Raw genomic sequence first — 23,694 nt, forward strand, 5'->3', positions numbered from 1 at the left:
CATCCGGTACGGCCGGCCGCCAGCGCCGGCCGTACCGTCGTCTCAGTCCCGAACCCACACCCGGGGCCACGACCATGACGCCATGGTCCCGGCCCCGCCTTCACCTGCGGCGTGGCCGGTGAACGGGCGGGAAGCATCCTCCCGCCCCCGATCTCCCCGGCTCCCGCCCCCCGACCTCCCCGGCCGCTCTCGCTAGAGCCCGCCGTACTCCCACGTCCGCAGCGACAACGTCCTGCCCTTCTCCTCCGTGGGAATCGGCGGCGCGTCCGTCAAGCGGTAACCCGCGGCCTGCGCGACCGCCGCGCTCGCCGCGTTGCCCGCCTCGATCTCCAGCAGCAGACGCTCGACCCCCACCGTGCCGCGCGCGAACTCCGTCATCACCCGCACCGCCCGCGCGGCCAGCCCCCGCCCCCGGTGCGCCGCCCCCACGCTGTATCCGATCTCCGCGACCTCCAGGCCGGACCCGCTCCGCATCAGCAGCACCTCGCCCAGAGCCTCGCCCCCGTCCACGGTGATGGCCAGCTGGATCCGCTGCCCCGCGGCCCGCCTCTCCCGTGCCCGCTTCAGGTAGACCCGGGCGGCCTCCAGATCGAACGGGGAGACCAGCGGCGTCCAGTAAGCCACCTCGGGATCATCGAACAGGCCGACCATGGCCGCCAGATCGTCGTCCTCCCACTCCCGCAACACCAGGCCGTGCCCGCTCAGGCGGAGCTCACCGGGAACGACGTCACAAGTCATGGCTGCCTCTCACTCCGTAGGGCCCGAAGAGACCCGGTGCCGCCGACTCTTCCCGATCCCTCCCCCCGTGGGCAACCCACCCCCCTCCTTCCCGCTTCCTCCCGCGCGTCCCGACGCCTGCGGGCCTTCAGTGCTTCGGCCCGACGAACTCGTCCAGCCGCTCGACGGCCTCCCGCCGCGCGACCGATATGGTGTTGGGCTTGGAACGGCGCCACGCGACCCCCAGCAGGTCGAGAGCTTGGCCGCACAGTTCGAGGATGTCCCCCGACTCGTTCTTGAAAAGGTAGCGAGGGTATTCGTACCAGTGATCGCTGCCGTTGAAATGGCGGCGTACCCGGTTCGCTCCGCGATAGCCGTCTGAGTGCATCAGGCCCCGCACGAAGAGGTCAGGATGCGCTTCGGTGATCTCACGCTGCCATTCTTCCAACGCGATCTTGCGCTCGTGTTTCCGTCCGGGACCGTGCTGGGGGAACAAGCAGGCCCAATGCTTGGAGTAGCTCTTGATCTCCGTGCATCCCTGAAGCTGACGGCGGCTGACTGACGAGGTCGGCATGACCGTCGTCATGGCCTCCGCCGCGGCTTCCATCAGCCCTGGCCAGTCGTCACAACATGCCAGAGAGAGTTGGTAGACGCCTTTCTTGCACAACAGGATGTGCCCATCGCCCAGGTAGAGCCCGAGCAGGTACGCGTAGGCGCTGTGGTCCAGCGTCCGCCCGTGGCATCGGGGGCAGGAGTGAAAACGTCGGCGGTCTTCCTCTTCGCCTGCTCGCCGTGTCCGGGTGCGCCACTTCTGGACCGCGCCAAGCGACACGCCGCAAAGCGCTGCCACCTGGCGATCGACGAGGCCCTGAGCGGAGAGTCGAAGAGCGCGTTCGACGGTTTCTCGGGAGTGCATGCGCCAAGCATGCCGATGGTCACCGACAGTTTTCGAGCGACTACCGAATGTGTGCCGGAAGCGGGACTCGAACCCGCACGCCCTTTCGAGCAGACGCTTTTGAGGCGTCCGTGTATGCCATTTCACCATTCCGGCTTATTTTTCCGGACTTGTCCGGATTGTGTGCCGGTAGCGAGCTTACCCAGAACTGGATCAGCTGTGGACACCGGCGTGGTCCTAATCTAGCGGACATCGGTACTCTCTTGCTCGTGAGTACGCAGCGGCGAGTGGTGATCGCGGAAGACGAGGCCCTGATTCGCCTCGATCTCAAGGAGATGCTGGAAGAGGACGGGTACGCCGTCGTCGCGGAGGCCGGAGACGGGGAGGCCGCGGTCGCGCTGGCCGCCGAGCATCGGCCCGATCTGGTGATCCTGGATGTGAAGATGCCCATCCTGGACGGGATCTCGGCCGCCGAGCAGATCGTGTCGCGGCGGATCGCGCCGTGTCTGATCCTCACCGCGTTCTCGCAGCGTGACCTGGTCGAGCGGGCGAGGGACGCGGGGGCGATGGCGTATCTGGTGAAGCCGTTCACGAAGTCGGATCTGGTGCCCGCCATCGAGATGGCCGTGAGCAGGCATGAGGAGATCGCGGCGCTTGAGCGGGAGGTGGGGACGCTCTCCGAACGGCTGGAGACGCGCAAGCTGGTTGAGCGGGCGAAGGGTCTGCTGATGTCGGAGCACGGGTGGAGTGAGCCGCAGGCGTTCCGGTGGATCCAGAAGGCGTCGATGGACCGCCGGTTGAGCATGCGTCAGGTGGCGCAGATCGTGGTCGACGGGGTTTCGGGCACGGGTGGTGCCTAGGGGGTCCCAGGGGTTGGCCCGCGGCTGGGGCCGACCCGTCGCTTAGGAAGGTTTCCTGTTTGTTAAGCCCGCGCGGCTCCGGTGTCCGGGGTGTGACGCGGGCTTTCGCGTGTCCGGAAGCGATCTATGTGAGGGGGGTGATGCTGCCAGTGACCATGGCTTTTGTCGCTTATAGCTGAAAAGAATCGGTGTAATAACGAAACGGTTACGGGGGGCTGTCCTGTATCGACCCGTGACATCCGCTGGCTGTACTAACCGACACAACCTCCTGGCCACTCCGCCAGGGGGCATCTGTGAACCCGTTCCCGATGAGGGGTCGGGCGAAAGGAAGGCAACCTTGCGGCCTAAGACTGCTCGCCTCGGTGGAGTGCTCGCTGCCGGTGTGGCGCTTACCCTCGGTCTCGCTGCCTGTGGTAACGGTGGCTCTGAGGCCAAGCCGTCGGACGGCGGCTCCAGCGCTGCCGCTCCCGCTGCCGGCACCGTCAAAATCGGCTTCATGGGTGACCTGACCGGTGCCAACGCCGGTATCGTCATTCCCCCGCGGAACGGCGCGAAGCTCGTTTTCGACGAGTACAACAAGACCAACCCGCCGGTGAAGATCGAACTGGTCGAGTACGACAGCCAGGGTGACGCCTCGAAGGCGGTCGCGCTGGCCCAGCAGGCCATCAAGACCGACAAGATCGCCGGTCTGATCGGCCCCGCCTTCTCCGGCGAGTCCGCGCAGGTTGCCCCGGTCCTCGAGGAGGCCGGGATCCCCAGCATCACCGCCTCGGCGACGAACACCAAGCTGGCGGAGAACGGCTGGAAGTTCTGGCACCGCGTGCTGCCGAACGACGGCGTCCAGGGCCCCGGCATCGCGGACTTCATCGCCGGTGCCGCCGGGGCGAAGAACGTGTTCGTCATCGACGACAAGTCGGAGTACGGCAAGCCGCTGGCCGACGCGGTCCGCACCGAGCTCGGCGTCAAGGGCGCCAAGGTGACCAACGACTCGCTGGACCCGGCCGAGAGCGACTTCTCCTCGGTGGTGAACAAGGTCGCCGCGGCCAAGCCGGACGCGATCTTCTTCGGCGGTTACTACGCGGCGGGCGGCAACCTGCTCAAGCAGCTGCGTGACAAGGGTGTGAAGGACGCGAAGTTCTTCTCCGGCGACGGCTCGCTGGACAAGGGCCTGATCGACGGCGCCGGTGCGGCGAACGCCGAGGGCGCCCTGGTCGGCTGCCCCTGCTACATCGCCACGCCCGACGTCACCGACCCCAAGGTGAAGGGCTTCGCCGACGCCTACAAGGCGGCCTTCAGCGCCGACCCGGCGATCTACGCGGCCGAGGGCTACGACGCCGCGACGGTCTTCGCCGAGGCGGTCAAGGCGGGCAACACCACCACGGACAAGATCAACGAGTTCATCAAGACCATTGACCTCGCGGGCGTCTCCAAGCAGGTGAAGTTCGGCGACAACGGTGAGGTCCAGGCCAAGGACATCTACATCTACCAGGTCAAGGGCGGCGTCATCACGCTGCTGGGCAAGGCCGCAGAGGCCAAGCTGGGCTAGGGCCAGAACGCGAGAAGAGAAGGTAGTTGACGCGCGGGGAGCGGGGTCGCCGCAGTGCGGTCCCGCTTTCCGCGTACCTCCACCCGGGTCTTTCCGCGTACTTCCACCAGAGTCCACGAGGTTCTGCTGGAAGCGGTGTGCTACCGGCAGTGCAGGCGACCCCCGCTAGAAGTGGTAAACCCTAGTGCTCAATGACTTCGTCAATCAGTTCTGGCCGGCCACGATCGACGGCCTGTCCTTCGGATCGATCTACGCCCTGATCGCGCTCGGCTACACCATGGTGTACGGCGTGCTCCGGCTGATCAACTTCGCGCACTCAGAAGTGTTCATGATCGGAACCTTCGGTGCGATGTTCGTGCCGTTCGTCTTCGGCATCAACTCCCCGCTGACCGGCATCGCGCTCGTCGGGGTGATCCTGCTGATGATCGTGGCCGGGATGCTCGCCTCCGCGGGCACCGCGGTGGCGCTTGAGCGGATCGCCTACCGGCCGCTGCGCAAGCGCGGCGCGTCGCGTCTCGCAGCGCTCATCTCGGCGATCGGTGCCTCGATCTTCCTGCAGGAGCTGTTCGCGCTCCTGGTGATCCCGAACGTGTTCAACCGTCCGCAGCAGGGCCGCATCCAGATGGGCCTGCCCCGGCTGATGGAGAGGACCGAGCTTTTCTCGATCTTCGGTCATGCGGTCAGGGTGGACCAGGTTCTCGTCATCGTGGCGGCGGTCGGCATGATGATCGCACTCGACGCCCTCGTCAACCGTACGAAGATCGGTCGTGGTATCCGCGCCACCGCGCAGAACCCCGAGGCGGCCGTCTTGATGGGCGTCGACATCAACAAGATCGTCCGGATGACGTTCCTCATCGGCGGCGGCATGGCCGGTGTGGCCGGCGCGCTGTACCTGATCTCGTACGAGAACACGTACTACTACATCGGTTTCCTCTTCGGGATCAAGGCGTTCACCGCGGCGGTTCTGGGCGGCATCGGCAACCTGCGCGGTGCCCTGGTCGGCGGTATGGCGCTCGGTCTGGTGGAGAACTACGGGGCGATCTTCGCAGGCTCCGACTGGAAGCACGTGATCTCCTTCAGCATCCTCGTCTTGGTCCTGATGTTCCGCCCCACCGGAATCCTCGGTGAATCACTTCAGCAGGCGCGCGCATGAACGAGAAGAATTCCCTGGCAGATTTCCGCCATCGGCTCAGCCGGTACGGCGACACCGTGCACGACCGCTGGCTGAACACCCCCGGCTGGCAGCGGTGGATCGTCTACGCGCTTCTGATCGTCGGGGCGCTGCTGCTGCCGTCGGAGAGCCTCGGCTCCTTCATGTCGCCCTACACCGACTGGGCGAGCATCCTGTTCTTCCCGATCGGCACCTATGTGGTGCTGGCCATCGGCCTCAACGTGGTCGTCGGTCAGGCGGGCCTGCTCGATCTGGGGTTCGTCGCGTTCTACGCGGTCGGCGGCTACGCGATGGCGTTGATCGGCACCAGGCTCGGCTGGAACTTCTGGCTGATCCTGCTGGTGGGGATCGGCCTGTGCGCGCTGTCCGGCGTCACGCTGGGCGCGCCGACGCTGCGGCTTCGCGGTGACTATCTGGCGATCGTCACGCTGGGCTTCGGTGAGATCATCCGGATCACGGCGCGCAACACCGACTCGATCGGCGGCCCGAACGGCATCCGCGGCATTCCGCACCCGCCGAGCCTCCCGGACGTCGAGCTGTTCGGAATCAAGATCTTCAAGTACGGCGTGCTGGACCCGCGGCCCTACTACTACCTGCTGGTCGCGCTGGCCGTCATCGTGATCATCCTGGTGAAGCGCTGGGAGAAGAGCAGGGTCGGGCGCGCGTGGGCGGCCATCCGCGAGGACGAGGACGCGGCCGAGGTCATGGGCGTGCCGACGTTCCGCTTCAAGATGCTCGCCTTCGCGATCGGCGCCTCCATCGGCGGCGCGATGGGCGTGCTGTGGGCGGCGAAGGCCATCTCGATCAACCCGAACGACTTCCAGTTCCTGCTGTCGGCGACGATCCTGGCCGCGGTGGTCATGGGTGGTGCGGGCAACCTGCCGGGCGTCATGCTGGGCGCGTTCGTGGTGGCGTGGCTGCCCGAGCGGTTCCGTGGTCTGCAGGAGTACCGCATGCTGATCTTCGGTGCGGTGCTGGTCGCGTTGATGATCTTCCGTCCCGAGGGGCTGCTGCCGTCGCGTCAGCGCAGGGCGGAGCTGAAAGAGGGATCAGGAGGGATGGGGACTCTCGGCGCAGAGGTTCCCGGTCCCGAGTCCCACGGTGAGGAGGTGGCCTCCAAATGAGCGCCGAGGTGAGCGGAGCGGTCCGCGAGGGCGGCGGCCGCGCGATGCTGGAGCTGCAGGGTCTGGTCATGCGCTTCGGCGGCGTCACGGCGCTGCGCGAGGTCGACCTGACCATCAACGAGGGCGAGATCTTCGCCCTCATCGGCCCGAACGGCGCGGGCAAGACCACGGTCTTCAACGTGGTGACCGGGGTCTACCAGCCGACGGAGGGGCAGGTCCGCTTCCAGGGCGAGAAGATCAGCGGCGTCAAGCGCTTCAAGATCACCAAGCGTGGCATCGCCCGCACGTTCCAGAACATCCGGCTGTTCCACAACATGACGGCCATCGAGAACGTCATGGTCGGCGCGGACGCCCATCACAAGTCGGGCATGCTGAGCGTGGCGCTCGGCCTTCCGCTGCACCGTAAGGCGGAGCGGGAGGGACGCGCGCTGGCGATGGAGCTGCTCGACTTCGTCGGCATCTCGCACCGGGCGAACGACCACGCCAAGAACCTGCCCTACGGTGATCAGCGCAGGCTGGAGATCGCCCGCGCGCTGGCGACGAGGCCGAAGCTGCTGCTGCTCGACGAGCCCGCCGCCGGTATGAACCCGGCGGAGAAGGTCGCCCTGCAGCAGCTGATCCGCGACATCCGTGACGCGGGCCGGACGATTCTCATCATCGAGCACGACATGAGCCTCATCATGGGCATCAGCGACCGCATCGCGGTGCTGGACTTCGGCCAGAAGATCGCCGACGGTCTGCCGGACGAGGTGCGGAACGACCCCCGGGTCGTCGAGGCGTATTTGGGGGCTCCCGCAGATGCTTCTTGAGGTCAAGGACATCCACGTCCACTACGGAAAGATCGCCGCGATCAAGGGCATCTCGGTCGAGGTGAACGAGGGCGAGATCGTCACGCTCATCGGCGCGAACGGGGCGGGCAAGACCACGACCCTGAAGACGATCTCCGGCCTGCGTGGCCTGACGTCGGGAAGCATCACCTTCGACGGCCAGGACATCAGCAAGATGCCGGGTCACAAGCGGGTCATCGCGGGCCTGGGGCAGGCGCCGGAGGGCCGGGGCGTCTTCCCCGGCATGACGGTGCACGACAATCTGCTCATGGGCGCCTACACGCGCTCAGGCGACTTCACCGCCGACCTGGCGGAGGTCTACGAGCTGTTCCCCCGGCTGGCCGAGCGCAGGACACAGGCGGGCGGCACGATGTCCGGCGGTGAGCAGCAGATGCTGGCCATCGGGCGCGCGCTGATGGCCAAGCCGAAGGTGCTGCTGCTGGACGAGCCGTCGATGGGCCTGGCGCCGCTGATGGTGCAGCAGATCTTCTCCATCATCGAGGAGATCAACCGCCGCGGCACCACGGTGCTGCTGGTCGAGCAGAACGCCCAGCAGGCGCTGAAGCTGGCCCACCGGGCCTATGTCCTGGAGACCGGCAAGGTGGTCAAGAGCGCTCCCGCCGCGGAACTGCTCGACGACCCCGACGTGCAGGCCGCCTATCTGGGCGGCGGTCTCGGGCACGACGTGCCGGAGGAGCGGGCGTAGACCGCGCCGAACGGTTTCCGGACAGTTTCCGGACAGTTTTCCGTGTCCCCGTCGCGTCCGTGCGCGGCGGGGACACGTGTTTCCCCGGGGGGATGCTGTGACCGCGGGCCGGGGGGCCGTTCAGGCCAGGGGGACCGTGACGCCCTTCGTGGTGCCGCCGACGCCGAGGGGCGGGTCGCCGTACAGCCGGATCCCGATGACCTGCGCCGTCTTGGGCACGTCGAACCACAGGTCCATCTCGATCCTGACCTCGGCGCCGAGCGGGAGGGTGTCCGGCTGGCGCTTGATGGCCTGGGCGAACCTGTCGATGCCGTACTCGGCGCCGTCGGCGGTGAGGAGTTTCTGCCGCTTGGCGTCGTAGCGGGAGTTGGTGCGGCCGGGGTTGTCGGCGACGATCCGCACGACCACGTACTGGCCCTTGGCCTGCCACTCGCCGTGACTGCCGACGAACTCGCTCAGGCCGGTCTGCAGGCCGATCACCTGGAAACGGGTGTCGCCGTCCATCACGGGCGCGGCGGTGATCGGGCGCTCGCCGGGGCGCACCGGGCGCGGCGTCAGCCGATAGGTCGGGGTGGGGGAGGAGGGGGCGGGGGCCGCCGCGCCCTGCCCGGAGCAGCCGGTGAGGAGCGCGACGGACAGGGTGGCACCGGTGAACAGCTTTGGGAGGTTGCGCACACCGGGCAACGTAGCCGAGGCGGGGCTCCGCCCTCAATGTCCTTGCGAGCCTTGCCTAAGCGGGGCGGTTCCCCGTCCGGGATGCGGGGAGAGCGCGGAGATTCTGGAGGCGGCGGGCGTTCACCGGCTGTCCTCGCGGGTATGCTGCCGGTCACCTCGGGGTTGCCGTCGACACGCCTGGAGGCGATGCTTAACCCATCTGAAGTGCAAATATAGAATATTTGCACCGTTTTGAGGGGGTGTCGCCGGCGCAGGGCCGGGCCCCGCAGGGGCGTTGACCGTCCGATGAGCGGAGGTGCCGGGATCTATGTCGGAGCAGAGCACCGAGCCGGGCGCCCCCGAAAGGGGTTGTTGTCCGAATCGTGTCATAGCGGTGATCTATATGTCTGCGCAGGTGGGGCAGTATTACCCGGAGGTAACTGTCCACGACGCGACGTTGACCGTGAGGAGGCCTTTGTGGGCCTGAGTTTTGTTTCCCGCCGTGCGCTCGCGGTGGGTGCGGTGGTGGTCGCCGGCACGCTCGGCCTGGCGGCCTGTGGCGGTGGCGGTGCCTCGTCCAACACCCCCGCTGCGGCGGGTGGCCCCAAGCTGGTTCACCCGGGCAAGCTGACCACCTGCACGAACCTGCCCTACGAACCCTTCCAGTTCAAGCAGGGCAACAAGGTCGTCGGCTTCGACGTGGACATCGTCGACCTGGCGGCCAAGAAGCTCGGTCTGACGCAGGACATCGTCGACATCGACTTCGCCGTCATCAAGAGCGGTGCGGCGATGGCCGCGGGCAAGTGCGACGTGGCGGCGGCGGGCATGACCATCACCCCTGAACGTCAGCAGAACATCACCTTCTCCGTGCCCTACTTCGACGCCACCCAGGCACTGCTGGCCAAGAAGGGCCTGGGCGTCAAGACGCTGGAGGAGATCAAGGCCAAGGGGACCCCTCTCGGCGCCCAGGCCTCAACCACGGGCCTCGACTACGTCAAGAAGCAGGGGCTCAACCCCAAGGAGTTCGCCGACTCGCCCAAGGAGCTCCTGGGCCTGCAGTCCGGTCAGGTCGACGTGATCGTCCAGGACCTGCCGGTCGTGCTGACCTGGCTCAAGAAGCCGGAGATCGCTGACAAGTTCGAACTCGTCGCGAGCCTCAACACCGGCGAGCAGTACGGCATCGGCCTGAAGAAGAACGCCGATCCGGTGCTGCTCAAGGCCGTCAACGACGCGATCACGACGGCTAAGTCCGACGGCACCTACGAGCAGATCTACGTCAAGTGGTTCGGTAAGAAGCCCGGAGAGCTCGGCTGATCCATGACCGACCAGTCGACGGCGACTGAGCCACCGGGCCCTGCGGGGCCGCCCCCCGGCAGGGCCAGGTTCAGTCCCCGTAAGAAACAGAGGATCAGCCGGATCGTCCAGTATGTCGTGCTGGTCGCCGTCGCGGTCTTCCTCGTACTGCGCATCGAGTGGGGCAGCCTCGCGGAGAACTTCGCCAAGCCCGACGTCGCGGTGCAGGCGTGGCCGGACGTGTTCACGGTCGCCCTGAAGAACACGATCATCTACTCGGTCGGCGGCTTCTTCTTCGCGTTCCTGTTCGGCCTGCTGTTCGCCCTGATGAGGCTGTCGTCGGTGCTGCCGTACAGGTGGATCGCGATCGCCTACATCGAGATCTTCCGTGGTCTGCCCGCGCTGCTCATCTTCCTGCTCATCCTGTTCCTGCCGTTGGCGCTGCCAGGCTTCGAGGTGCCGGGCGGCACCTACGGCCAAGGCATCCTGGGCCTGACCATCGTCGGATCCGCCTACATGGCCGAGACGCTGCGCGCGGGATTGCAGGCGGTTCCCAAGGGGCAGATGGAGGCGGCGCGCTCACTGGGCATGTCGCATGCGCGGGCCATGATCAGCATCGTCATCCCGCAGGCCGTCCGCATCGTCATCCCGCCGACGACCAACCAGTTCGTCTCCCTGCTCAAGGACTCCTCGCTGGTGCTGTTCCTCGGCGTCACGGGTGAGTACGTCGAGCTCACCAAGTTCGGTAACGACCTGGCCTCCACGTACTCCAACGCCACGCCCATCCTGGTCGTCGGCGTGACCTATCTGCTCGTCACGATCCCGCTCGGCTACCTCGCGAGCCGGCTGGAGAAACGTCAGGGGAGGGGGCGGTGATGGCGACCCCGGCGGCTTCGGCGACGGCGGTGGCTCCAGTGGCCCACGCGGTCGAGATCAGGGACCTGCACAAGCACTTCGGCAAGCTCGAGGTGCTCAAGGGCATCGACTTCGCGGTCGAGCAGGGGCAGGTCGTGTGCGTCATCGGCCCTTCAGGGTCGGGCAAGTCGACGCTGCTGCGCTGCGTGAACCTGCTGGAGCAGCCGACCTCGGGCAGGGTCGTCCTGGAGGGCGTCGAGCTGACCGATCCCGACGTCGACATCGACGCGGCCCGCCGCCGTGTCGGCATGGTCTTCCAGCAGTTCAACCTCTTCCCGCACATGACCGTCCTGCAGAACGTGGTGATCGCCCAGCGGCGGGTGCTGAAGCGGGGCGCGGCGGAGGCGGAGCGGGTCGCCAGGGAGAACCTAGAGAAGGTCGGCGTCTCGGACAAGGCGGACTCCTACCCCGCCCAGCTGTCCGGCGGCCAGCAGCAGCGGGTGGCCATCGCCAGGGCGCTGGCCATGAGCCCCGCGCTGATGCTCTTCGACGAGCCGACCTCCGCGCTCGACCCCGAGCTGGTCGGCGACGTGCTCACGGTTATGCGCAAACTGGCGGAGGAGGGCATGACCATGCTCGTGGTCACCCACGAGATGGCCTTCGCCAGGGACGTGGCCGACCGGGTGGTCTTCATGGACGGCGGAGTGATCGTCGAGGACGGTCCCGCGGCTCAGGTCATCGGCGCCCCGCGGCATGAGCGGACCAGGAGCTTCCTGCGTCGCGTGCTCGACCCCACGCACACCGACGTCTGAGCCCGGCCGCCGGTGCTCCCCGGCTGCGGCCCGCGCCCGCGACGGCGCGGGCCGCGTCACCGCCCGAGGCCAGGGGATGGTCGCGCGGGGGTGGGCCGGGCCTTTTCGCGGAGATCCTCTCCCTGAGCCGCTCAGGGCTTCTCAGAGAGGTCGGCGGACCGTCGCCGCATATTTGTGCACCCGCCCACGACGTGCGGCCCAGAGGGCGGCTGAGGAGGCTCTGAGGGCCTTTCCCGGGATCCGTCCGGTGTCCCCGAGCGGGGCGGACGTGGGGACGGGAGGCGAGCACGAGCCCGGGGGGAACCTTTGGCGCCGCACAGGACTTCCCCGACCCTGCGCGTTTTCTACTCGGTCCCCCCACGGGCATCGATGTCACCCACCGTAGCGACCCGTGTGGCAAGAGTGCAAAAAGGGGAGGTCCGATTATGATCGAAAACGTATGGGATCAGAGATCGCGCAATACACAGGTAAGGCGCGAGGTGCACACCCTGCGGCCCCGGTCGTCGGTGATCTCGATCTCGTAGGTGGCGACCGTCCTGCCGCCGTGCGCCAGGGTCGCGACGCCGGTGACGTGGCCGGAGGTGACGGAGCGGTGGTGGGTGGCGTTGATCTCGATGCCGACCGCCCCGCGCCCGGGGCCCGCGTGGAAGGCCGCGCCGATCGAGCCGAGGGTCTCGGCCAGCACGCACGAGGCGCCGCCGTGTAGCAGGCCGTACGGCTGGGTGTTGCCTTCGACGGGCATCCGGCCGACGACCCGCTCCGGGGTCGCCTCGGTGATCTCGATGCCCATCCGCTCGACGAGCGTGCCGCCGTAGGTGCCGCCGAGCCGCTCCTCGAGGATGCGGGCGACTTCCTCTGGGTCTGTCATGGTCAAGGGGATGTCTCCTATAGCGCTGGACCAGCTTTTCTGTCGCACCAGGAGACTAGGCTTCCGGTGTGCCGAAGAACGAAGCGACCCCCTCGCGTCCGTGTCTGTTGCTGCTGGATGGGCATTCCCTGGCATACCGGGCTTTTTATGCCCTGCCCGAGGAAAACTTCTCCACCACGACGGGCCAGAAGACCAACGCGGTTTTCGGGTTCACCTCGATGCTGGTCAACGTGCTCCGTGACGAGCGGCCCACGCACGTGGCGGTCTGCTTCGACCGCTCAGAGCCGACGTTCCGGCACGAGGAGTATCCCGAGTACAAGGCGAACCGCAGCGAGAGCCCCGACAGCTTCCGCAGCCAGATGAGCCTGATCCACGAGATGCTCGACGCCCTGCGCGTCCCGCACCTGTCGCTGGCCGGCTACGAGGCCGACGACCTGATCGCCACGCTCGCCACCCGCGCCGCCGCGCAGGACATGAACGTGCTGATCGTCACCGGCGACCGCGACGCGCTGCAGCTGGTCGACGAGCGCGTCACGGTGCTGATGACCCGGGTCGGCATCAGCAACATGACCAGGTTCACCCCCGAGGCCGTGCTGGAGAAGTACGAGCTCACTGCGACCCAGTACCCCGACTTCGCGGCCATCAGGGGCGACACCAGCGACAACCTCAAGAACATTCCGGGCGTCGGGGAGAAGACGGCGGCCAAGTGGATCCGCGAGTTCGGCTCGCTGGAGGAGCTGGTCAACCGGATCGACGAGGTCAAGGGCAAGGTTGGCGACAAGCTGCGCGACCACCTTGACCAGGTCCTGATGAACCGCCGCCTGACCCAGCTCACCCGCGACGTCCCGCTCGACCTCGAGGTCTCCGCCCTGACGGTCGGCCAGGGCGAGCGCGCCGAGATCGACAAGATCCTCGACGCCCTTGAGTTCAGGGGTGAGCTGCGCGACCGGCTGTTCAAGACGCTCTCCTCGGCCGAGCCGGAGACGGGGGAGGGCTTCGAGGTCGAGACCGTCGTGCTCGGCCCCGACCAGGTGGCCCCGTGGCTGCGGCTGCTGCCCGAGGGCAGGGCCGGGCTCGCCTTCAGGGGCGCCTACGGCAGCGGCACGGGACGGATCGACAGCATCGCGATCGCCGCGCCCGGCGACGGCGGCGCGGGCGGCAGGCGCAGCGCCGCCTTCATCGACCCGGCCACACTGACGGAGGCGGACGAGGCGGCCCTTCGCGACTGGCTGTGCGACGCGTCGAAGGCCAAGGCCGTGCACGACGCGAAGGGGCCGATGCTGGCGCTGTGGGCGCAGGGGATGGACCTGCGCGGCCTGACGTGCGACACGGCGCTCGCCGCCTACCTGGCGATGCCGGGGCAGCGCTCCTTCCCGCTGGAGGACCTCGTGCGGACCTACCTGCAGCGGGAGTTGCGCAGCGAGGCCGAGAGCGGCGGCCAGGCCAGCCTGTTCGACGACCAGGACGCCGACACCGCCCACGACCTCGGGCTGCGGGCCATGGCCGTGCGGGAGCTGGCCGACGCGCTCGAGGCCTTCCTCGAGCCGCGCGGCGGCACCCACCTGATGGGCGACGTCGAACTGCCCCTGGTGACCGTCCTGGCCGAGCTGGAACGGGCCGGGATCGCGGCGGACGGCGAGTATCTCAGCGGCCTGGAGGCCGAGTTCGGCGCCGCGGTCAAGCAGGCGGTCGACGCGGCGCACGCCGCCGTCGGGGAGCAGTTCAATCTGGGCTCGCCCAAGCAGCTCCAGGAGATCCTGTTCGTCAAGCTCGCGCTGCCGAAGACCAAGAAGATCAAGACTGGCTACAGCACGGACGCCGAGCAGCTGGTGTGGCTGGCCACCCAGACCGACCACGAGCTGCCGACCATCATGCTCAGGCATCGCGACCAGGCCAAGCTGCGCACCACGGTCGAGGGGCTGATCAAGGAGATCGCCGACGACGGACGGATCCACACCACGTACAACCAGATCATGGCGGCCACGGGGCGGATCAGCTCGGAGAAGCCCAACCTGCAGAACATCCCGATCCGCACCGCGGAGGGCCGCAGGATCCGGCAGGGCTTCGTGGTCGGCCCCGGCTACGAGACCCTGCTGACCGCCGACTACAGCCAGATCGAGCTGCGGATCATGGCGCATCTGTCCGGAGACGAGTCGCTGATCGCGGCGTTCGAGTCCGGGCACGACTTTCACCAGGCCACCGCCGCGCGGGTCTTCGACATCGAGCCCCAGCAGGTCACCGGTGAGATGCGGGCCAAGATCAAGGCGATGAACTACGGCCTCGCCTACGGCCTGTCCGACTTCGGCCTGTCCGGGCAGCTCGGCATCCCGGTGCAGGAGGCCAGGGCGCTCAAGGACGAGTACTTCGAGGAGTTCGGCGGCGTCCGCGACTTCCTCAACGCGATCGTCACTCAGGCCAGGCAGGACGGCTACACCGAGACCATCATGGGCCGCCGCCGCTACCTTCCCGACCTCAACAGCGATAACAGGCAGCGACGCGAGATGGCCGAGCGGATGGCGCTCAACGCGCCGATCCAAGGGTCGGCCGCGGACATCATCAAGGTCGCCATGCTCAACGTGCAGAGCGCGCTCAAGGAGGCGGCGCTGCGCTCCCGGATGCTCCTCCAGGTCCACGACGAGCTCGTGTTCGAGGTGGCGCCCGGGGAGCTGGAGACGCTGCGCGAGCTGGTCGTCGACCGGATGAACGCCGCTTACTCACTGCGCGTCCCGCTGGACGTCTCCGTCGGGATCGGCCGCACCTGGGAGGACGCGGGGCACTGAGCACCCGCCACACGGTGGCCGTCACGGCGCCCACCGGACGGCTACTGTACGGCCCCGCGCGGTGGTGGCCGCGCGCGGGGGCCGTGCGTGCGGCGGTCCTCACACGGTCCTCACACAGTCCTCACACAGTCCTCACACGGTGATCGCGCGGGGGCCGTCACCCGGCGGTGGCCGCGCGGTGGTCACGCGGTGGTCACGTGGGGGCCGTCACCGTGCGGTCACCGTGTGGTCACCGAGTGGTGACTGTGTGGATCACTGATTGATTGCCCGGCCTGCCCGAGTCTGTTCTAGGGTGGTAATCCAGCCGATATCTCGATGGGTACGGGAGTTTTGTGCGGAGTTCAGCGCCACTCACGCAGATCATCATGCTTGCCAACGTGGTTGTTGTGATCGCCGCAGTGGTGGTGCTTCTCGTGCTCCCCACCGCCGCGGCCCCGACCTCCGCCTCGCTCGCGAGCACGGCGGCGCCGACCACCCCCGCGGGCACGGCCACACCGTCATCCCCGCCCTCGCCGACCCCCTCACCGACCCCCTCGCCCACGGTCAGCCTGCCCTCCGCCGAGCTGCCGCCGCCCGTCGTGGCCTCCGCGGAGTTCGCGCGGCAGATCAAGGCCAACGAGGCGGGAATGGTCCCGGTGCTGATGTACCACCGGATCATGAAGAAGCGGCTGGCCTCCATCGACCGCACCCCCGACCAAGTGCGCAAGGAGATGGAGAAGCTGGCCAGGGACGGCTACGTGCCGATCACCGCGCGCGAGTTCGTCAACGGGAACATCGACATCCCCGCGGGCAAGCACCCGGTCGTGCTGACCTTCGACGACGGCCACCCGAGTCACTTCGCGCTGGACGGCGACGGCGTGCCCGTCAAGGACACCGCGGTCGGGATCATCTACGAGGTGGCGAAGAAGTATCCGAGCTTCCGCCCCGTCGCGACGTTCTGGGTCAACCGGCAGCCGTTTGGCCTGCGCGACGGGCGCGACCAGGAGCGCGCGGTGCGGTGGCTGAGCTCGCATGGCTTCGAGGTGGCCAACCACACCTGGAATCACTCCTATCTGCCCGGCCTGTCGAAGAAGAAGATCGCCGAGCAGGTCGTCCGGATCCAACGGCTGTTGGAGAAGTTCGGCGCGGGCTCCTCGGACACGCTGGCGCTGCCCTTCGGCGCGATGCCGCGCAAGAAGTCGACCGTCCAGGCGGGAAAGTGGGACGGCACCTCGTTCGCGTTCAAGGGCGTCTTCCTGGCCGGCGCGCAGCCGTCGTCCTCACCCTTCACCAAGGACTACGACTGGCGGGCCATCCAGCGGGTCCAGAGCAACGGCAAGAAGGGTGAATGCCGCAAATGGTGCTCGCAGTACTGGCTGGAGTGGCTCAACAAACATCCGGATCGTCGATACACGGCGGACGGGGATCCCGAACACATCTCCGTGCCGGAGAGACTTCGAGGTAATATCAGCCCGCAGCGGAGGCAGCAGATCAACGCCTATTGAGGGCGTTGGATCAAGGCTTTGGCGTCGGCGTGTCGTGCCACCGGATTGACCAGGCTCGTCTGTTCTCATATGCTGATCGCTGCGCTGTGGGCTCGCGCGTGTCTCGGACGGAGTGGGCTCGCGCTCGATCAAGCCGATGGATCGGCTGGACGATAAGAGGCCTGCTGCGTGTTCGCCACATCGACATCTGTCCGCGTTCGGAGCAATTCCACACATGACGAGCAGCACTGAGGCCACCTCGAGCACCCCGCAGGTAGCGGTCAACGACATCGGCTCCGAGGAAGAGTTCCTCGCAGCGATCGACCTGACCATCAAGTACTTCAACGACGGCGACATCGTCGAGGGCACCGTCGTCAAGGTCGATCGAGACGAAGTTTTGCTCGACATCGGCTACAAGACCGAGGGCGTCATCCCCTCGCGTGAGCTCTCGATCAAGCACGATGTCGACCCGGCGGATGTCGTCGAGGTTGGCGAGCACGTCGAGGCCCTCGTTCTCCAGAAGGAGGACAAGGAGGGGCGCCTCATCCTGTCCAAGAAGCGCGCCCAGTACGAGCGCGCCTGGGGCACGATCGAGAAGATCAAGGACGAGGACGGCATCGTCACCGGCACCGTCATCGAGGTCGTCAAGGGCGGCCTGATCCTCGACATCGGCCTGCGCGGCTTCCTGCCCGCCTCGCTGGTCGAGATGCGCCGCGTCCGCGACCTGCAGCCCTACGTGGGCCGTGAGCTCGAGGCCAAGATCATAGAGCTGGACAAGAACCGCAACAACGTGGTTCTCTCCCGCCGGGCCTGGCTTGAGCAGACCCAGTCCGAGGTTCGCCAGACGTTCCTCAACACCCTGCAGAAGGGTCAGGTCCGCAAGGGCGTCGTCTCCTCGATCGTCAACTTCGGTGCGTTCGTGGACCTCGGCGGCGTCGACGGACTGGTTCACGTCTCCGAGCTGTCCTGGAAGCACATCGACCACCCCTCCGAGGTTGTCGAGGTCGGCCAGGAGGTCACCGTCGAGGTTCTCGACGTCGACATGGAGCGCGAGCGGGTCTCGCTGTCGCTCAAGGCGACGCAGGAGGACCCCTGGCAGCAGTTCGCCCGCACCCACCAGATCGGTCAGGTCGTTCCGGGTCGCGTCACCAAGCTGGTGCCGTTCGGTGCGTTCGTCCGCGTCGAGGAGGGCATCGAGGGCCTGGTCCACATCTCCGAGCTGGCCGAGCGCCACGTCGAGATCCCCGAGCAGGTCGTCCAGGTCGGCGACGAGATCTTCGTGAAGATCATCGACATCGACCTCGACCGTCGCCGGATCTCGCTGTCGCTCAAGCAGGCGAACGAGGGCGCGATCGGCGCCGACGTCGAGTTCGACCCCACGCTGTACGGCATGGCGGCGACCTACGACGACTCGGGCAACTACATCTACCCCGAGGGCTTCGACTCCGAGACCGGCGAGTGGCTCGAGGGCTTCGACCGCCAGCGCGAGGAGTGGGAGCGGCAGTACGCCGAGGCCCAGACCCGCTTCGAGGCGCACAAGAAGCAGGTCGAGGAGGCCCGCAAGGCCGAGGCGGAGGCGGGCGAGGCAGCTCCCACCTCCTACTCCGGTGAGACCCCGGCCGCCGGCTCCAGCAGCGGCTCCTCCGCTCCGGCGGCGGGTGCCCTCGCCTCCGACGAGGCTCTCGCGGCCCTGCGCGAGAAGCTCGCGGGCGGTCAGAGCTGACGCCTTCGGCGGTTGATGTGGCGATCTGAAGATCCGAGAAAAGGGCTCCGCTCAGGCGGGGCCCTTTTTTCGTTTCCGCGCGTCAGGGCATTCTTGCCCACACGCTAGGGTTGCGGGGTGAGCGTGATCGAACGGGCGAAGCCCGGGGACGCAGGCGAGATCCTGACCGTGCAGCGGGCCGCCTACGTGAGCGAGGCCCAACTGTACGGCGATCCGTTCATCCCGCCCCTGGTCGAGTCGGTTGAGCAGGTCGGCAAGGTGGTGAGGGCGGGTGTCGTGCTCGTCGCCCGTGAGGGGGAGCGCGTCGTCGGCGCGGTCCGCGGGCGGATGTCCGGCGCCACCTGCCTGGTCGGCCGTCTGGTGGTCGCGCCGGACCTCCAGGGCAGGGGGATCGGCGGCGCCCTGCTGGCCGCCCTCCACGACGAGATGGTTTCCGCCCTGGCGTTCGACCTGTTCACCGGGCACCAGTCCGAGGGCAACCTGCGGCTCTACCGGCGGTACGGCTATCGGGAGACCCACAGGGAACGGATGAGCGACCACCTGACCTTGATCCACATGCGCAGGCAGCTGTAGCCGCGGCCGGACAGGCGCTCCTGGCGGGTGTCTCCCGGTTCACGCGGGCTCACGCCCCGGGGCCTAGGGGCGTGGGCCGTACCGCGTATGCTGCGGCTCATGGTGAAGGTGGGGCTTACCGGCGGGATCGGTTCCGGCAAGAGCGAGGTGTCGCGGAGGCTGTCGGCCAGGGGGGCCGTGGTGATCGACGCCGACAAGGTCGCCCGGGAGGTGGTCGAGCCGGGGACCGAGGGGCTTGAGCGGATCATCGCCCTGTTCGGGGCCGAGGTGCTACGCGAGGACGGGTCGCTTGACCGGGAGAGACTCGGCTCCATCGTCTTCGCCGATTCGGACAAGCTGGCCTCCCTCAACGCCGTCGTGCACCCGCTGGTCGGGGCACGGGTTGCAGAGCTGCAACGCCAGGCGGACGAGGACGCGATCGTCGTCTACGACGTGCCGCTGCTGGTTGAGAACAACCTCGCCCCTATGTACGACGTCGTGGTCGTGGTCGACGCGGCTGACGAGGTGCGCCTCGACCGGCTGGTCAGGCTACGGGGCATGGCCGAGGGAGACGCCAGAGCCAGGCTCGCCGCGCAGGCGAGCCGCGAGGATCGGCTGAAGATCGCCGACATCGTGGTACCCAACGAGGGGTCGCTGGAGGAGCTGGAGGCCCGGGTCGACGAGCTCTGGGCAGACCTGTCTGCCCGCGCGGGCACCTGAGTCGTCTGGGACACGATGCCAGGCCCTGCCGTCTCTGCCGGGTTCATGCCGATCCCGCACCGGGTACGGCCGGTCCGGAGGGCCCATGGACTGACGGTGAGACCAGACCTTGGTAGCACTCCTGGCTCCCTCTCCGGAACGAGTTCACGCAGGTCTCCTGGATGAGTTCGCCCAGATAAAAGGTCATCCGCGCGGTTCATGTGATCCGGCATCCCCGTCATCTACCGTCGAAGTACTTTTCAGCGGCGACGGGGGTCGGCATGCGGGGCGTGCGAAGCGTGGGCGGGGTCGTGGCGGTCGCGGCCGTCGTTGCCCTCGTCCTGCCGCTGGTTCTGCCGCTGGCCCGCATTCCCGGCCCGGAGAAACTGCTTTCCGGGAGGGCGCCCGAGGGGCTTTACCTTCAGGTGGCCGCCCATCCCGACGACGACCTGCTGTTCATGAGCCCTGACCTGCTGAAGCTGGTCGCGCGCGGCGCGCGCACCGTCACGATCTACCTCACCGCGGGGGAGGGGATGGCGGGGATACGCGACGGACACCTGCCGAGACGGTACGTCGCCGACAGGCAGCGGGGCGTCAGAGCCGCATACGCCTGGGTCGCCGGGGTCCGTGACCGGTGGCGGCACGAACTGATGGCGGCCGGGCGGACGCAGGTCGAGGTGGACACCCTGACGGACCTGCCCCGCGTTCAGCTGGTCTTCGCCGGGTTGCCGGACGGGGGCGATCCCAGGGCGGATGGCGGGCGCGGCGCGCTGACCCGGTTGTGGGCCGACCCAGGGGGCCGCACTTGCGTGCGTGCCTTCGTGCGCCGTGCCACCTGCCTGTCCCACGACGACGTGCTGGACATGCTGCGCGCGCTGGTGCGCGCCTTCAGACCCAGCGTGTTGAACACCCTCGACCCCGCCCCGCCGCTGGGCGCCGCCGACCACCCCGACCACGTCGCCGCCGCCCGGTTCGCGGCCGCGGCCGCGCCTGAGGGCGTCGAGGTGATCGCTTACCGGGGGTACCCCATCCAGTTCCTCCCGCCCAACCTCCACCCGGCGGAACGCGAGGTCAAACGCAAGGCCTTCGCCATCTACCGGCAGTACGACTACCGGGCGGGCACAGGCCGCCGCTACGACGCCTGGCTCGAACGCATGTACCGCCACCGGCCGGACAAACCCATTGCTCCCACCCCGCTGTCCTCGCGATGATGAAGCATGATCGTGACACCGGAGCTGCTCGCCTACTACGAGTAAGGCAGAGAGCACGACCGGCTCCGTGAGGGCCGGGACAGGCTGGAGTTCTGGCGGCCCCGGGCGGCCACATGCTCACCGTCGCCCACGCGTCTGCGCGGGTCTGAGACAACGATCTACCAGGTGCGGCACGTCCCCGTCCGGCCGAATCGGCAACGGCACCGGTCTCGGGTGAAAGATCTCAACGGTCCTGGAACGGAAGCAGGTATCTGGCCTGTCCGGCCGGACCGGGGAACGTGTCCGCGACCGTCATGAGACAGGCGCCTCGAAGCCGGGCAGTGGGCTATCTGGCCCTTCCCGCCAGCAGCTCGGCCCACGCCACCCGGATCTCACTGAGCGAGGAGTGGGGGGTCTCGTGCGTCTCGCACACCTCCCCCGAGTGAACGGTCCGCCTGATGAACGCCTGCCCGCCGCCCTCGCACAGCTCGTAGACCGTCGCCCTGCATGCACAGGTCCACTCCAGCGGCCGCACCCGCTCCAGCGTCCGGTACGGCGTCCGCCAGTCCAGCCGCGCCGCGTCGCCCTCCGTCACGGTCACGTGCGGACTTAGGCACCTTTCCTGTGGCACCATCACGGGCCTCCCCAGGTCATCTCGGACGGGCCGGCGACTCTTCGCCGGGTGTTCGTAGCCGGGGGAGACACGGAGTGCGTCCGTGACCGGATCGTGATCCCAGGGATCTTGGGACTCCCGAGACTCTCGGGGATCTTCGGGATCTCCGAGATCTCCGAGATTTCGGGTGGGCGGCGTCTCGGCGGGGAGGCTGCGCGCCCGAGGGGCGTGGGGAACGGGGCGGCGCCCCCGGTCGGCGGGTGGTGACGACCGGGGCGCAGCCGTATGGTGGGGGCGGTCAGAACCAGCCGCGGTGCTGGGCCATCGCGTGGAGGCCGGCGCGCAGCGACTGCTCGACCTGGCCCGGGTGGTCGTTGTAGTGGACCGTGAACCGGTTGTACGTGTCGTGGCTCGAGCTCAGGAAGCCGCCGCGCTTGTCGGCCTCCAGGATGACGTCCATCGCCTGCGGACCCGAGATGAAGGTCAGTTCGAGCTCGTTGAAGTGCCGAGCGTACTCGTGGCCCGCGTAGTACTCGATCTCCTGGAAGAACGGCATCCGCGAGCCGCGCAGCGTGCCGCGCTCCAGGTCGGCCTTCTTGAAGCGGAAACCCATGTGGTCCAGCGCGCCGAGCACGTGGTCCTGGGCGGGCAGCGGGTTGACGAACAGCGGGTCGAGGTCGCCCTTGTCCAGCGCCCCCGCCAGGGACAGCTCGGTGGAGACACCCAGTTGCATGCCGCGCAGCGGGTGGCCACCGATGGCGCTGATCGGGGTCTCCCACGGGACGGGGATCTCGAAGGACGCGGACTGCGGGGCGCCCGCGGCGAGATGGAAGGACCCGGTGATCTGCTGGCGCAGGAAACTGTAGGTCGACCTGTACTCGTTGTCTCCGCTCTCGACCTCGACGACCGCGGTGAAGTCGATGAAGATGCCCTCGACCCGGTAGTCGGAGCCGCCGCCGCGGAAGTTCACCTGCCCGCGCAGGATCTCGCCGGGGCGGACGTTGGAGTTCAGCAGCACCGTGTCGACCTCGACACCGGCGCCGAAGGCGGCCATGAGTTTACGGAAAACCATGGGGGACTCCCGGAGGTTGAAGGTTTCAGTTGGGTTCAACGGACGGTTTGACCTGGCCGTTCCCCCCGCTGAGCTGCGGCAGGAGCTGGGCCATGAGCATAGTGGACAGCACGGAGGTCTCACCGGAGGTGCCGCCGGTGCGCACGACGACGGGACGCGGGGCGTTCTCCGCGAGCTTGGCGCCCACGTCCAGGCGGCGGCGGGCCAGCTCGTACTGGAGCACGGCGCGGTTGTCGCGGTAGGAGTCGGCGAGCCTGCGCAGCCCCTTGGCCTCGTTCTCCGCCGAGGTCAGCTCGGCCCTGCCCCTGGCCTCGATCTCCCAGCGCACCCGCTGCGCCTCGGTCTCGTGCTCCTCGAGCATGCGGGCGACGTCCTTGCGCGCGGTGTTGGCGGCCGCCCTGACCTCGACGATGCGGGCATCCCTCGTCTTCTTCGCCCGCTCGATCTCCATGAGCAGGGTGTCGATGCGCCGCTTGCGGGTCAGCTCCCACTCCCGCTCGAAGGCGGACAGCTCCTTGGCGACCTTCTCGCGGGTCGCCAGGTGCTGCTGGTACTGGTCGGGCAGCTGCACGTCGGGGATGTTCGCACCGGTGATGCGCACGCCGTACCTGCCGAGCTGGCGGGTGAGCAGCTCCTGCATGTCACCCACGTCGGAGCCGCGCAGGTCGTAGGCCCGCTCGGTGTTGACCCTGCGGCTGCGCTGGCGGATGGCGTCCTGTACGGCGCTGCTGAGCACGAGGTCGAAGTTGCCGGCGCCGATCGTCTTGACGAAGGCGACCGGGTCGACGATACGGAACTTCAGGAAGAACTCGATCGACTTCAGCGGCACGTTCTCCGCGGTCGGGCAGGCCACGATCGGGGCGGAGTAGGGGATCTCGGTCGAGGTGTCCACGACCGCGTCGACCCGGTCCCACGGCAGCCACAGATAGTGACGCCCCGGAGGCAGCGTGCCGACGATCGCCCCCCAGCGGCTGCGCACGCCGGTCGTGCCCTCCTCGATCTCGATGATGGCCCTGCGCCACAGCCAGACCAGGGCGGTGAGCAGCGACAGCGCCGAGCCGAAGGCCGCCAGGGCGGAGAGGACCCCGCCACCGAGCAGCGCCGTGCCCGCGAGGTAGAGCGCGAGGAACAGCAGCGCGACCCAGGCGAAGCCTCTGCGGTCCTTGGGGATGACGACCGGGACGAGCTGGCCGGACTCACCGCCGCGCAGCAGCTGGCGGATCTCCGACCAGGAGGCCAGGGATTCCTTGATCTTGGAGAACTCTCGGCTCATC

The 23,694-nt window shown here is 67.9% G+C and carries 22 protein-coding genes and 1 tRNA gene; 15 read left to right on the forward strand and 8 right to left on the reverse strand.

Annotated elements, in window-relative coordinates; all coding sequences use genetic code 11:
- Positions 1-192: 192 nt before the first annotated feature.
- From AB0395_RS07640 to AB0395_RS07650, 3 genes are all read right to left on the reverse strand, one after another.
- The gene (locus AB0395_RS07640; RefSeq protein WP_366278020.1) at positions 193-738 is read right to left on the reverse strand and encodes a GNAT family N-acetyltransferase; all 546 of its coding nucleotides are present in this window, start codon (positions 736-738) and stop codon (positions 193-195) included.
- Between the two features lie 127 nt (positions 739-865).
- Positions 866-1,633, reverse strand: a complete 768-nt coding sequence (locus tag AB0395_RS07645; protein WP_366278022.1) for a helix-turn-helix domain-containing protein — start codon at positions 1,631-1,633, stop codon at positions 866-868.
- Positions 1,634-1,685: 52 nt separating this feature from the next.
- Positions 1,686-1,768: transfer RNA gene (locus AB0395_RS07650), tRNA-Leu, on the reverse strand.
- A gap of 131 nt (positions 1,769-1,899) precedes the next feature.
- Here AB0395_RS07650 and AB0395_RS07655 point away from each other — a divergent pair.
- The 6 genes from AB0395_RS07655 (at position 1,900) to AB0395_RS07680 (ending at position 7,846) form a co-directional block, all read left to right on the forward strand.
- Positions 1,900-2,472, forward strand: a complete 573-nt coding sequence (locus AB0395_RS07655) for a response regulator (protein WP_366278120.1) — start codon at positions 1,900-1,902, stop codon at positions 2,470-2,472.
- A gap of 382 nt (positions 2,473-2,854) precedes the next feature.
- Positions 2,855-4,018: a branched-chain amino acid ABC transporter substrate-binding protein gene (locus AB0395_RS07660; protein WP_366278122.1), complete on the forward strand. Its 1,164-nt coding sequence runs from the start codon at positions 2,855-2,857 to the stop codon at positions 4,016-4,018.
- Between the two features lie 184 nt (positions 4,019-4,202).
- A complete protein-coding gene (locus AB0395_RS07665; protein ID WP_366278023.1) occupies positions 4,203-5,171 on the forward strand; it encodes a branched-chain amino acid ABC transporter permease in 969 nt (322 codons plus the stop codon).
- Complete coding sequence (locus AB0395_RS07670; RefSeq protein WP_366278025.1) at positions 5,168-6,313, forward strand: branched-chain amino acid ABC transporter permease; 1,146 nt, start codon at positions 5,168-5,170, stop codon at positions 6,311-6,313. Before AB0395_RS07665 ends, AB0395_RS07670 begins: the two co-directional genes overlap by 4 nt.
- Positions 6,310-7,122, forward strand: a complete 813-nt coding sequence (locus AB0395_RS07675) for an ABC transporter ATP-binding protein (RefSeq protein WP_366278026.1) — start codon at positions 6,310-6,312, stop codon at positions 7,120-7,122. The genes AB0395_RS07670 and AB0395_RS07675 overlap by 4 nt, the downstream gene beginning before the upstream one ends.
- A complete protein-coding gene (locus AB0395_RS07680) occupies positions 7,112-7,846 on the forward strand; it encodes an ABC transporter ATP-binding protein (protein WP_366278028.1) in 735 nt (244 codons plus the stop codon). Before AB0395_RS07675 ends, AB0395_RS07680 begins: the two co-directional genes overlap by 11 nt.
- A gap of 120 nt (positions 7,847-7,966) precedes the next feature.
- Here AB0395_RS07680 and AB0395_RS07685 read toward each other — a convergent pair whose 3' ends face one another.
- The gene (locus AB0395_RS07685; protein ID WP_366278030.1) at positions 7,967-8,521 is read right to left on the reverse strand and encodes a DUF4352 domain-containing protein; all 555 of its coding nucleotides are present in this window, start codon (positions 8,519-8,521) and stop codon (positions 7,967-7,969) included.
- Between the two features lie 456 nt (positions 8,522-8,977).
- Here AB0395_RS07685 and AB0395_RS07690 point away from each other — a divergent pair, with 456 nt between their 5' ends.
- From AB0395_RS07690 to AB0395_RS07700, 3 genes are read left to right on the forward strand one after another with little or no spacing between them, the layout of a single operon-like run.
- Complete coding sequence (locus AB0395_RS07690; RefSeq protein WP_366278032.1) at positions 8,978-9,814, forward strand: ABC transporter substrate-binding protein; 837 nt, start codon at positions 8,978-8,980, stop codon at positions 9,812-9,814.
- Between the two features lie 3 nt (positions 9,815-9,817).
- On the forward strand, positions 9,818-10,669 hold the full coding sequence (locus AB0395_RS07695; RefSeq protein ID WP_366278034.1) for an amino acid ABC transporter permease: 852 nt from the start codon (positions 9,818-9,820) through the stop codon (positions 10,667-10,669).
- The gene (locus AB0395_RS07700) at positions 10,669-11,460 is read left to right on the forward strand and encodes an amino acid ABC transporter ATP-binding protein (RefSeq protein WP_366278124.1); all 792 of its coding nucleotides are present in this window, start codon (positions 10,669-10,671) and stop codon (positions 11,458-11,460) included. Before AB0395_RS07695 ends, AB0395_RS07700 begins: the two co-directional genes overlap by 1 nt.
- Before the next feature lie 445 nt (positions 11,461-11,905).
- Here the strand turns inward: AB0395_RS07700 and AB0395_RS07705 are convergent, their stop codons facing one another.
- Positions 11,906-12,328 (reverse strand): hotdog fold thioesterase, encoded by a 423-nt coding sequence (locus tag AB0395_RS07705; RefSeq protein ID WP_366278035.1) that lies wholly within the window; start codon positions 12,326-12,328, stop codon positions 11,906-11,908.
- Between the two features lie 68 nt (positions 12,329-12,396).
- Here AB0395_RS07705 and polA point away from each other — a divergent pair, with 68 nt between their 5' ends.
- The 6 genes from polA (at position 12,397) to AB0395_RS07735 (ending at position 20,756) form a co-directional block, all read left to right on the forward strand.
- Positions 12,397-15,108 (forward strand): DNA polymerase I, encoded by a 2,712-nt coding sequence (gene polA, locus AB0395_RS07710; RefSeq protein ID WP_366278037.1) that lies wholly within the window; start codon positions 12,397-12,399, stop codon positions 15,106-15,108.
- 377 nt (positions 15,109-15,485) lie between these two features.
- Positions 15,486-16,592 (forward strand): polysaccharide deacetylase family protein, encoded by a 1,107-nt coding sequence (locus AB0395_RS07715; RefSeq protein ID WP_366278039.1) that lies wholly within the window; start codon positions 15,486-15,488, stop codon positions 16,590-16,592.
- Positions 16,593-16,806: 214 nt separating this feature from the next.
- Positions 16,807-18,294, forward strand: a complete 1,488-nt coding sequence (gene rpsA, locus AB0395_RS07720; RefSeq protein ID WP_366278041.1) for a 30S ribosomal protein S1 — start codon at positions 16,807-16,809, stop codon at positions 18,292-18,294.
- 117 nt (positions 18,295-18,411) lie between these two features.
- On the forward strand, positions 18,412-18,867 hold the full coding sequence (locus AB0395_RS07725) for a GNAT family N-acetyltransferase (protein WP_366278042.1): 456 nt from the start codon (positions 18,412-18,414) through the stop codon (positions 18,865-18,867).
- Between the two features lie 99 nt (positions 18,868-18,966).
- Complete coding sequence (gene coaE, locus AB0395_RS07730; protein WP_366278044.1) at positions 18,967-19,566, forward strand: dephospho-CoA kinase; 600 nt, start codon at positions 18,967-18,969, stop codon at positions 19,564-19,566.
- Positions 19,567-19,826: 260 nt separating this feature from the next.
- Positions 19,827-20,756 (forward strand): PIG-L family deacetylase, encoded by a 930-nt coding sequence (locus tag AB0395_RS07735; RefSeq protein WP_366278046.1) that lies wholly within the window; start codon positions 19,827-19,829, stop codon positions 20,754-20,756.
- 325 nt (positions 20,757-21,081) lie between these two features.
- Here the strand turns inward: AB0395_RS07735 and AB0395_RS07740 are convergent, their stop codons facing one another.
- The 3 genes from AB0395_RS07740 to AB0395_RS07750 all read right to left on the reverse strand — a co-directional run bounded on the left by AB0395_RS07740 (position 21,082) and on the right by AB0395_RS07750 (position 23,693).
- Positions 21,082-21,336 carry a hypothetical protein gene (locus tag AB0395_RS07740; RefSeq protein WP_366278048.1) on the reverse strand — a complete coding sequence of 85 codons (255 nt, stop codon included), beginning with the start codon at positions 21,334-21,336 and terminating at the stop codon, positions 21,082-21,084.
- A 310-nt stretch (positions 21,337-21,646) separates the two neighbouring features.
- Positions 21,647-22,420: a sporulation protein gene (locus AB0395_RS07745; protein WP_366278050.1), complete on the reverse strand. Its 774-nt coding sequence runs from the start codon at positions 22,418-22,420 to the stop codon at positions 21,647-21,649.
- Between the two features lie 25 nt (positions 22,421-22,445).
- Complete coding sequence (locus AB0395_RS07750) at positions 22,446-23,693, reverse strand: SPFH domain-containing protein (protein ID WP_366278052.1); 1,248 nt, start codon at positions 23,691-23,693, stop codon at positions 22,446-22,448.
- Position 23,694: the final 1 nt, after the last annotated feature.

It is taken from the genome of Streptosporangium sp. NPDC051023 (genome assembly GCF_040689595.1).
GTDB lineage: Bacteria > Actinomycetota > Actinomycetes > Streptosporangiales > Streptosporangiaceae > Streptosporangium.

Bases quoted from the DNA above. Each gene is read 5' to 3' on its own strand.
- AB0395_RS07750 (WP_366278052.1), bottom strand. From the start codon at position 23,693: ATGAGCCGAGAGTTCTCCAAGATCAAGGAATCCCTGGCCTCCTGGTCG.
- AB0395_RS07675 (WP_366278026.1), top strand. From the start codon at position 6,310: ATGAGCGCCGAGGTGAGCGGAGCGGTCCGCGAGGGCGGCGGCCGCGCG.
- AB0395_RS07645 (WP_366278022.1), bottom strand. From the start codon at position 1,633: ATGCACTCCCGAGAAACCGTCGAACGCGCTCTTCGACTCTCCGCTCAG.
- AB0395_RS07670 (WP_366278025.1), top strand. From the start codon at position 5,168: ATGAACGAGAAGAATTCCCTGGCAGATTTCCGCCATCGGCTCAGCCGG.
- AB0395_RS07680 (WP_366278028.1), top strand. From the start codon at position 7,112: ATGCTTCTTGAGGTCAAGGACATCCACGTCCACTACGGAAAGATCGCC.
- AB0395_RS07735 (WP_366278046.1), top strand. From the start codon at position 19,827: ATGCGGGGCGTGCGAAGCGTGGGCGGGGTCGTGGCGGTCGCGGCCGTC.
- AB0395_RS07705 (WP_366278035.1), bottom strand. From the start codon at position 12,328: ATGACAGACCCAGAGGAAGTCGCCCGCATCCTCGAGGAGCGGCTCGGC.
- rpsA (WP_366278041.1), top strand. From the start codon at position 16,807: ATGACGAGCAGCACTGAGGCCACCTCGAGCACCCCGCAGGTAGCGGTC.
- AB0395_RS07745 (WP_366278050.1), bottom strand. From the start codon at position 22,420: ATGGTTTTCCGTAAACTCATGGCCGCCTTCGGCGCCGGTGTCGAGGTC.
- AB0395_RS07695 (WP_366278034.1), top strand. From the start codon at position 9,818: ATGACCGACCAGTCGACGGCGACTGAGCCACCGGGCCCTGCGGGGCCG.
- AB0395_RS07640 (WP_366278020.1), bottom strand. From the start codon at position 738: ATGACTTGTGACGTCGTTCCCGGTGAGCTCCGCCTGAGCGGGCACGGC.
- coaE (WP_366278044.1), top strand. From the start codon at position 18,967: ATGGTGAAGGTGGGGCTTACCGGCGGGATCGGTTCCGGCAAGAGCGAG.
- AB0395_RS07700 (WP_366278124.1), top strand. From the start codon at position 10,669: ATGGCGACCCCGGCGGCTTCGGCGACGGCGGTGGCTCCAGTGGCCCAC.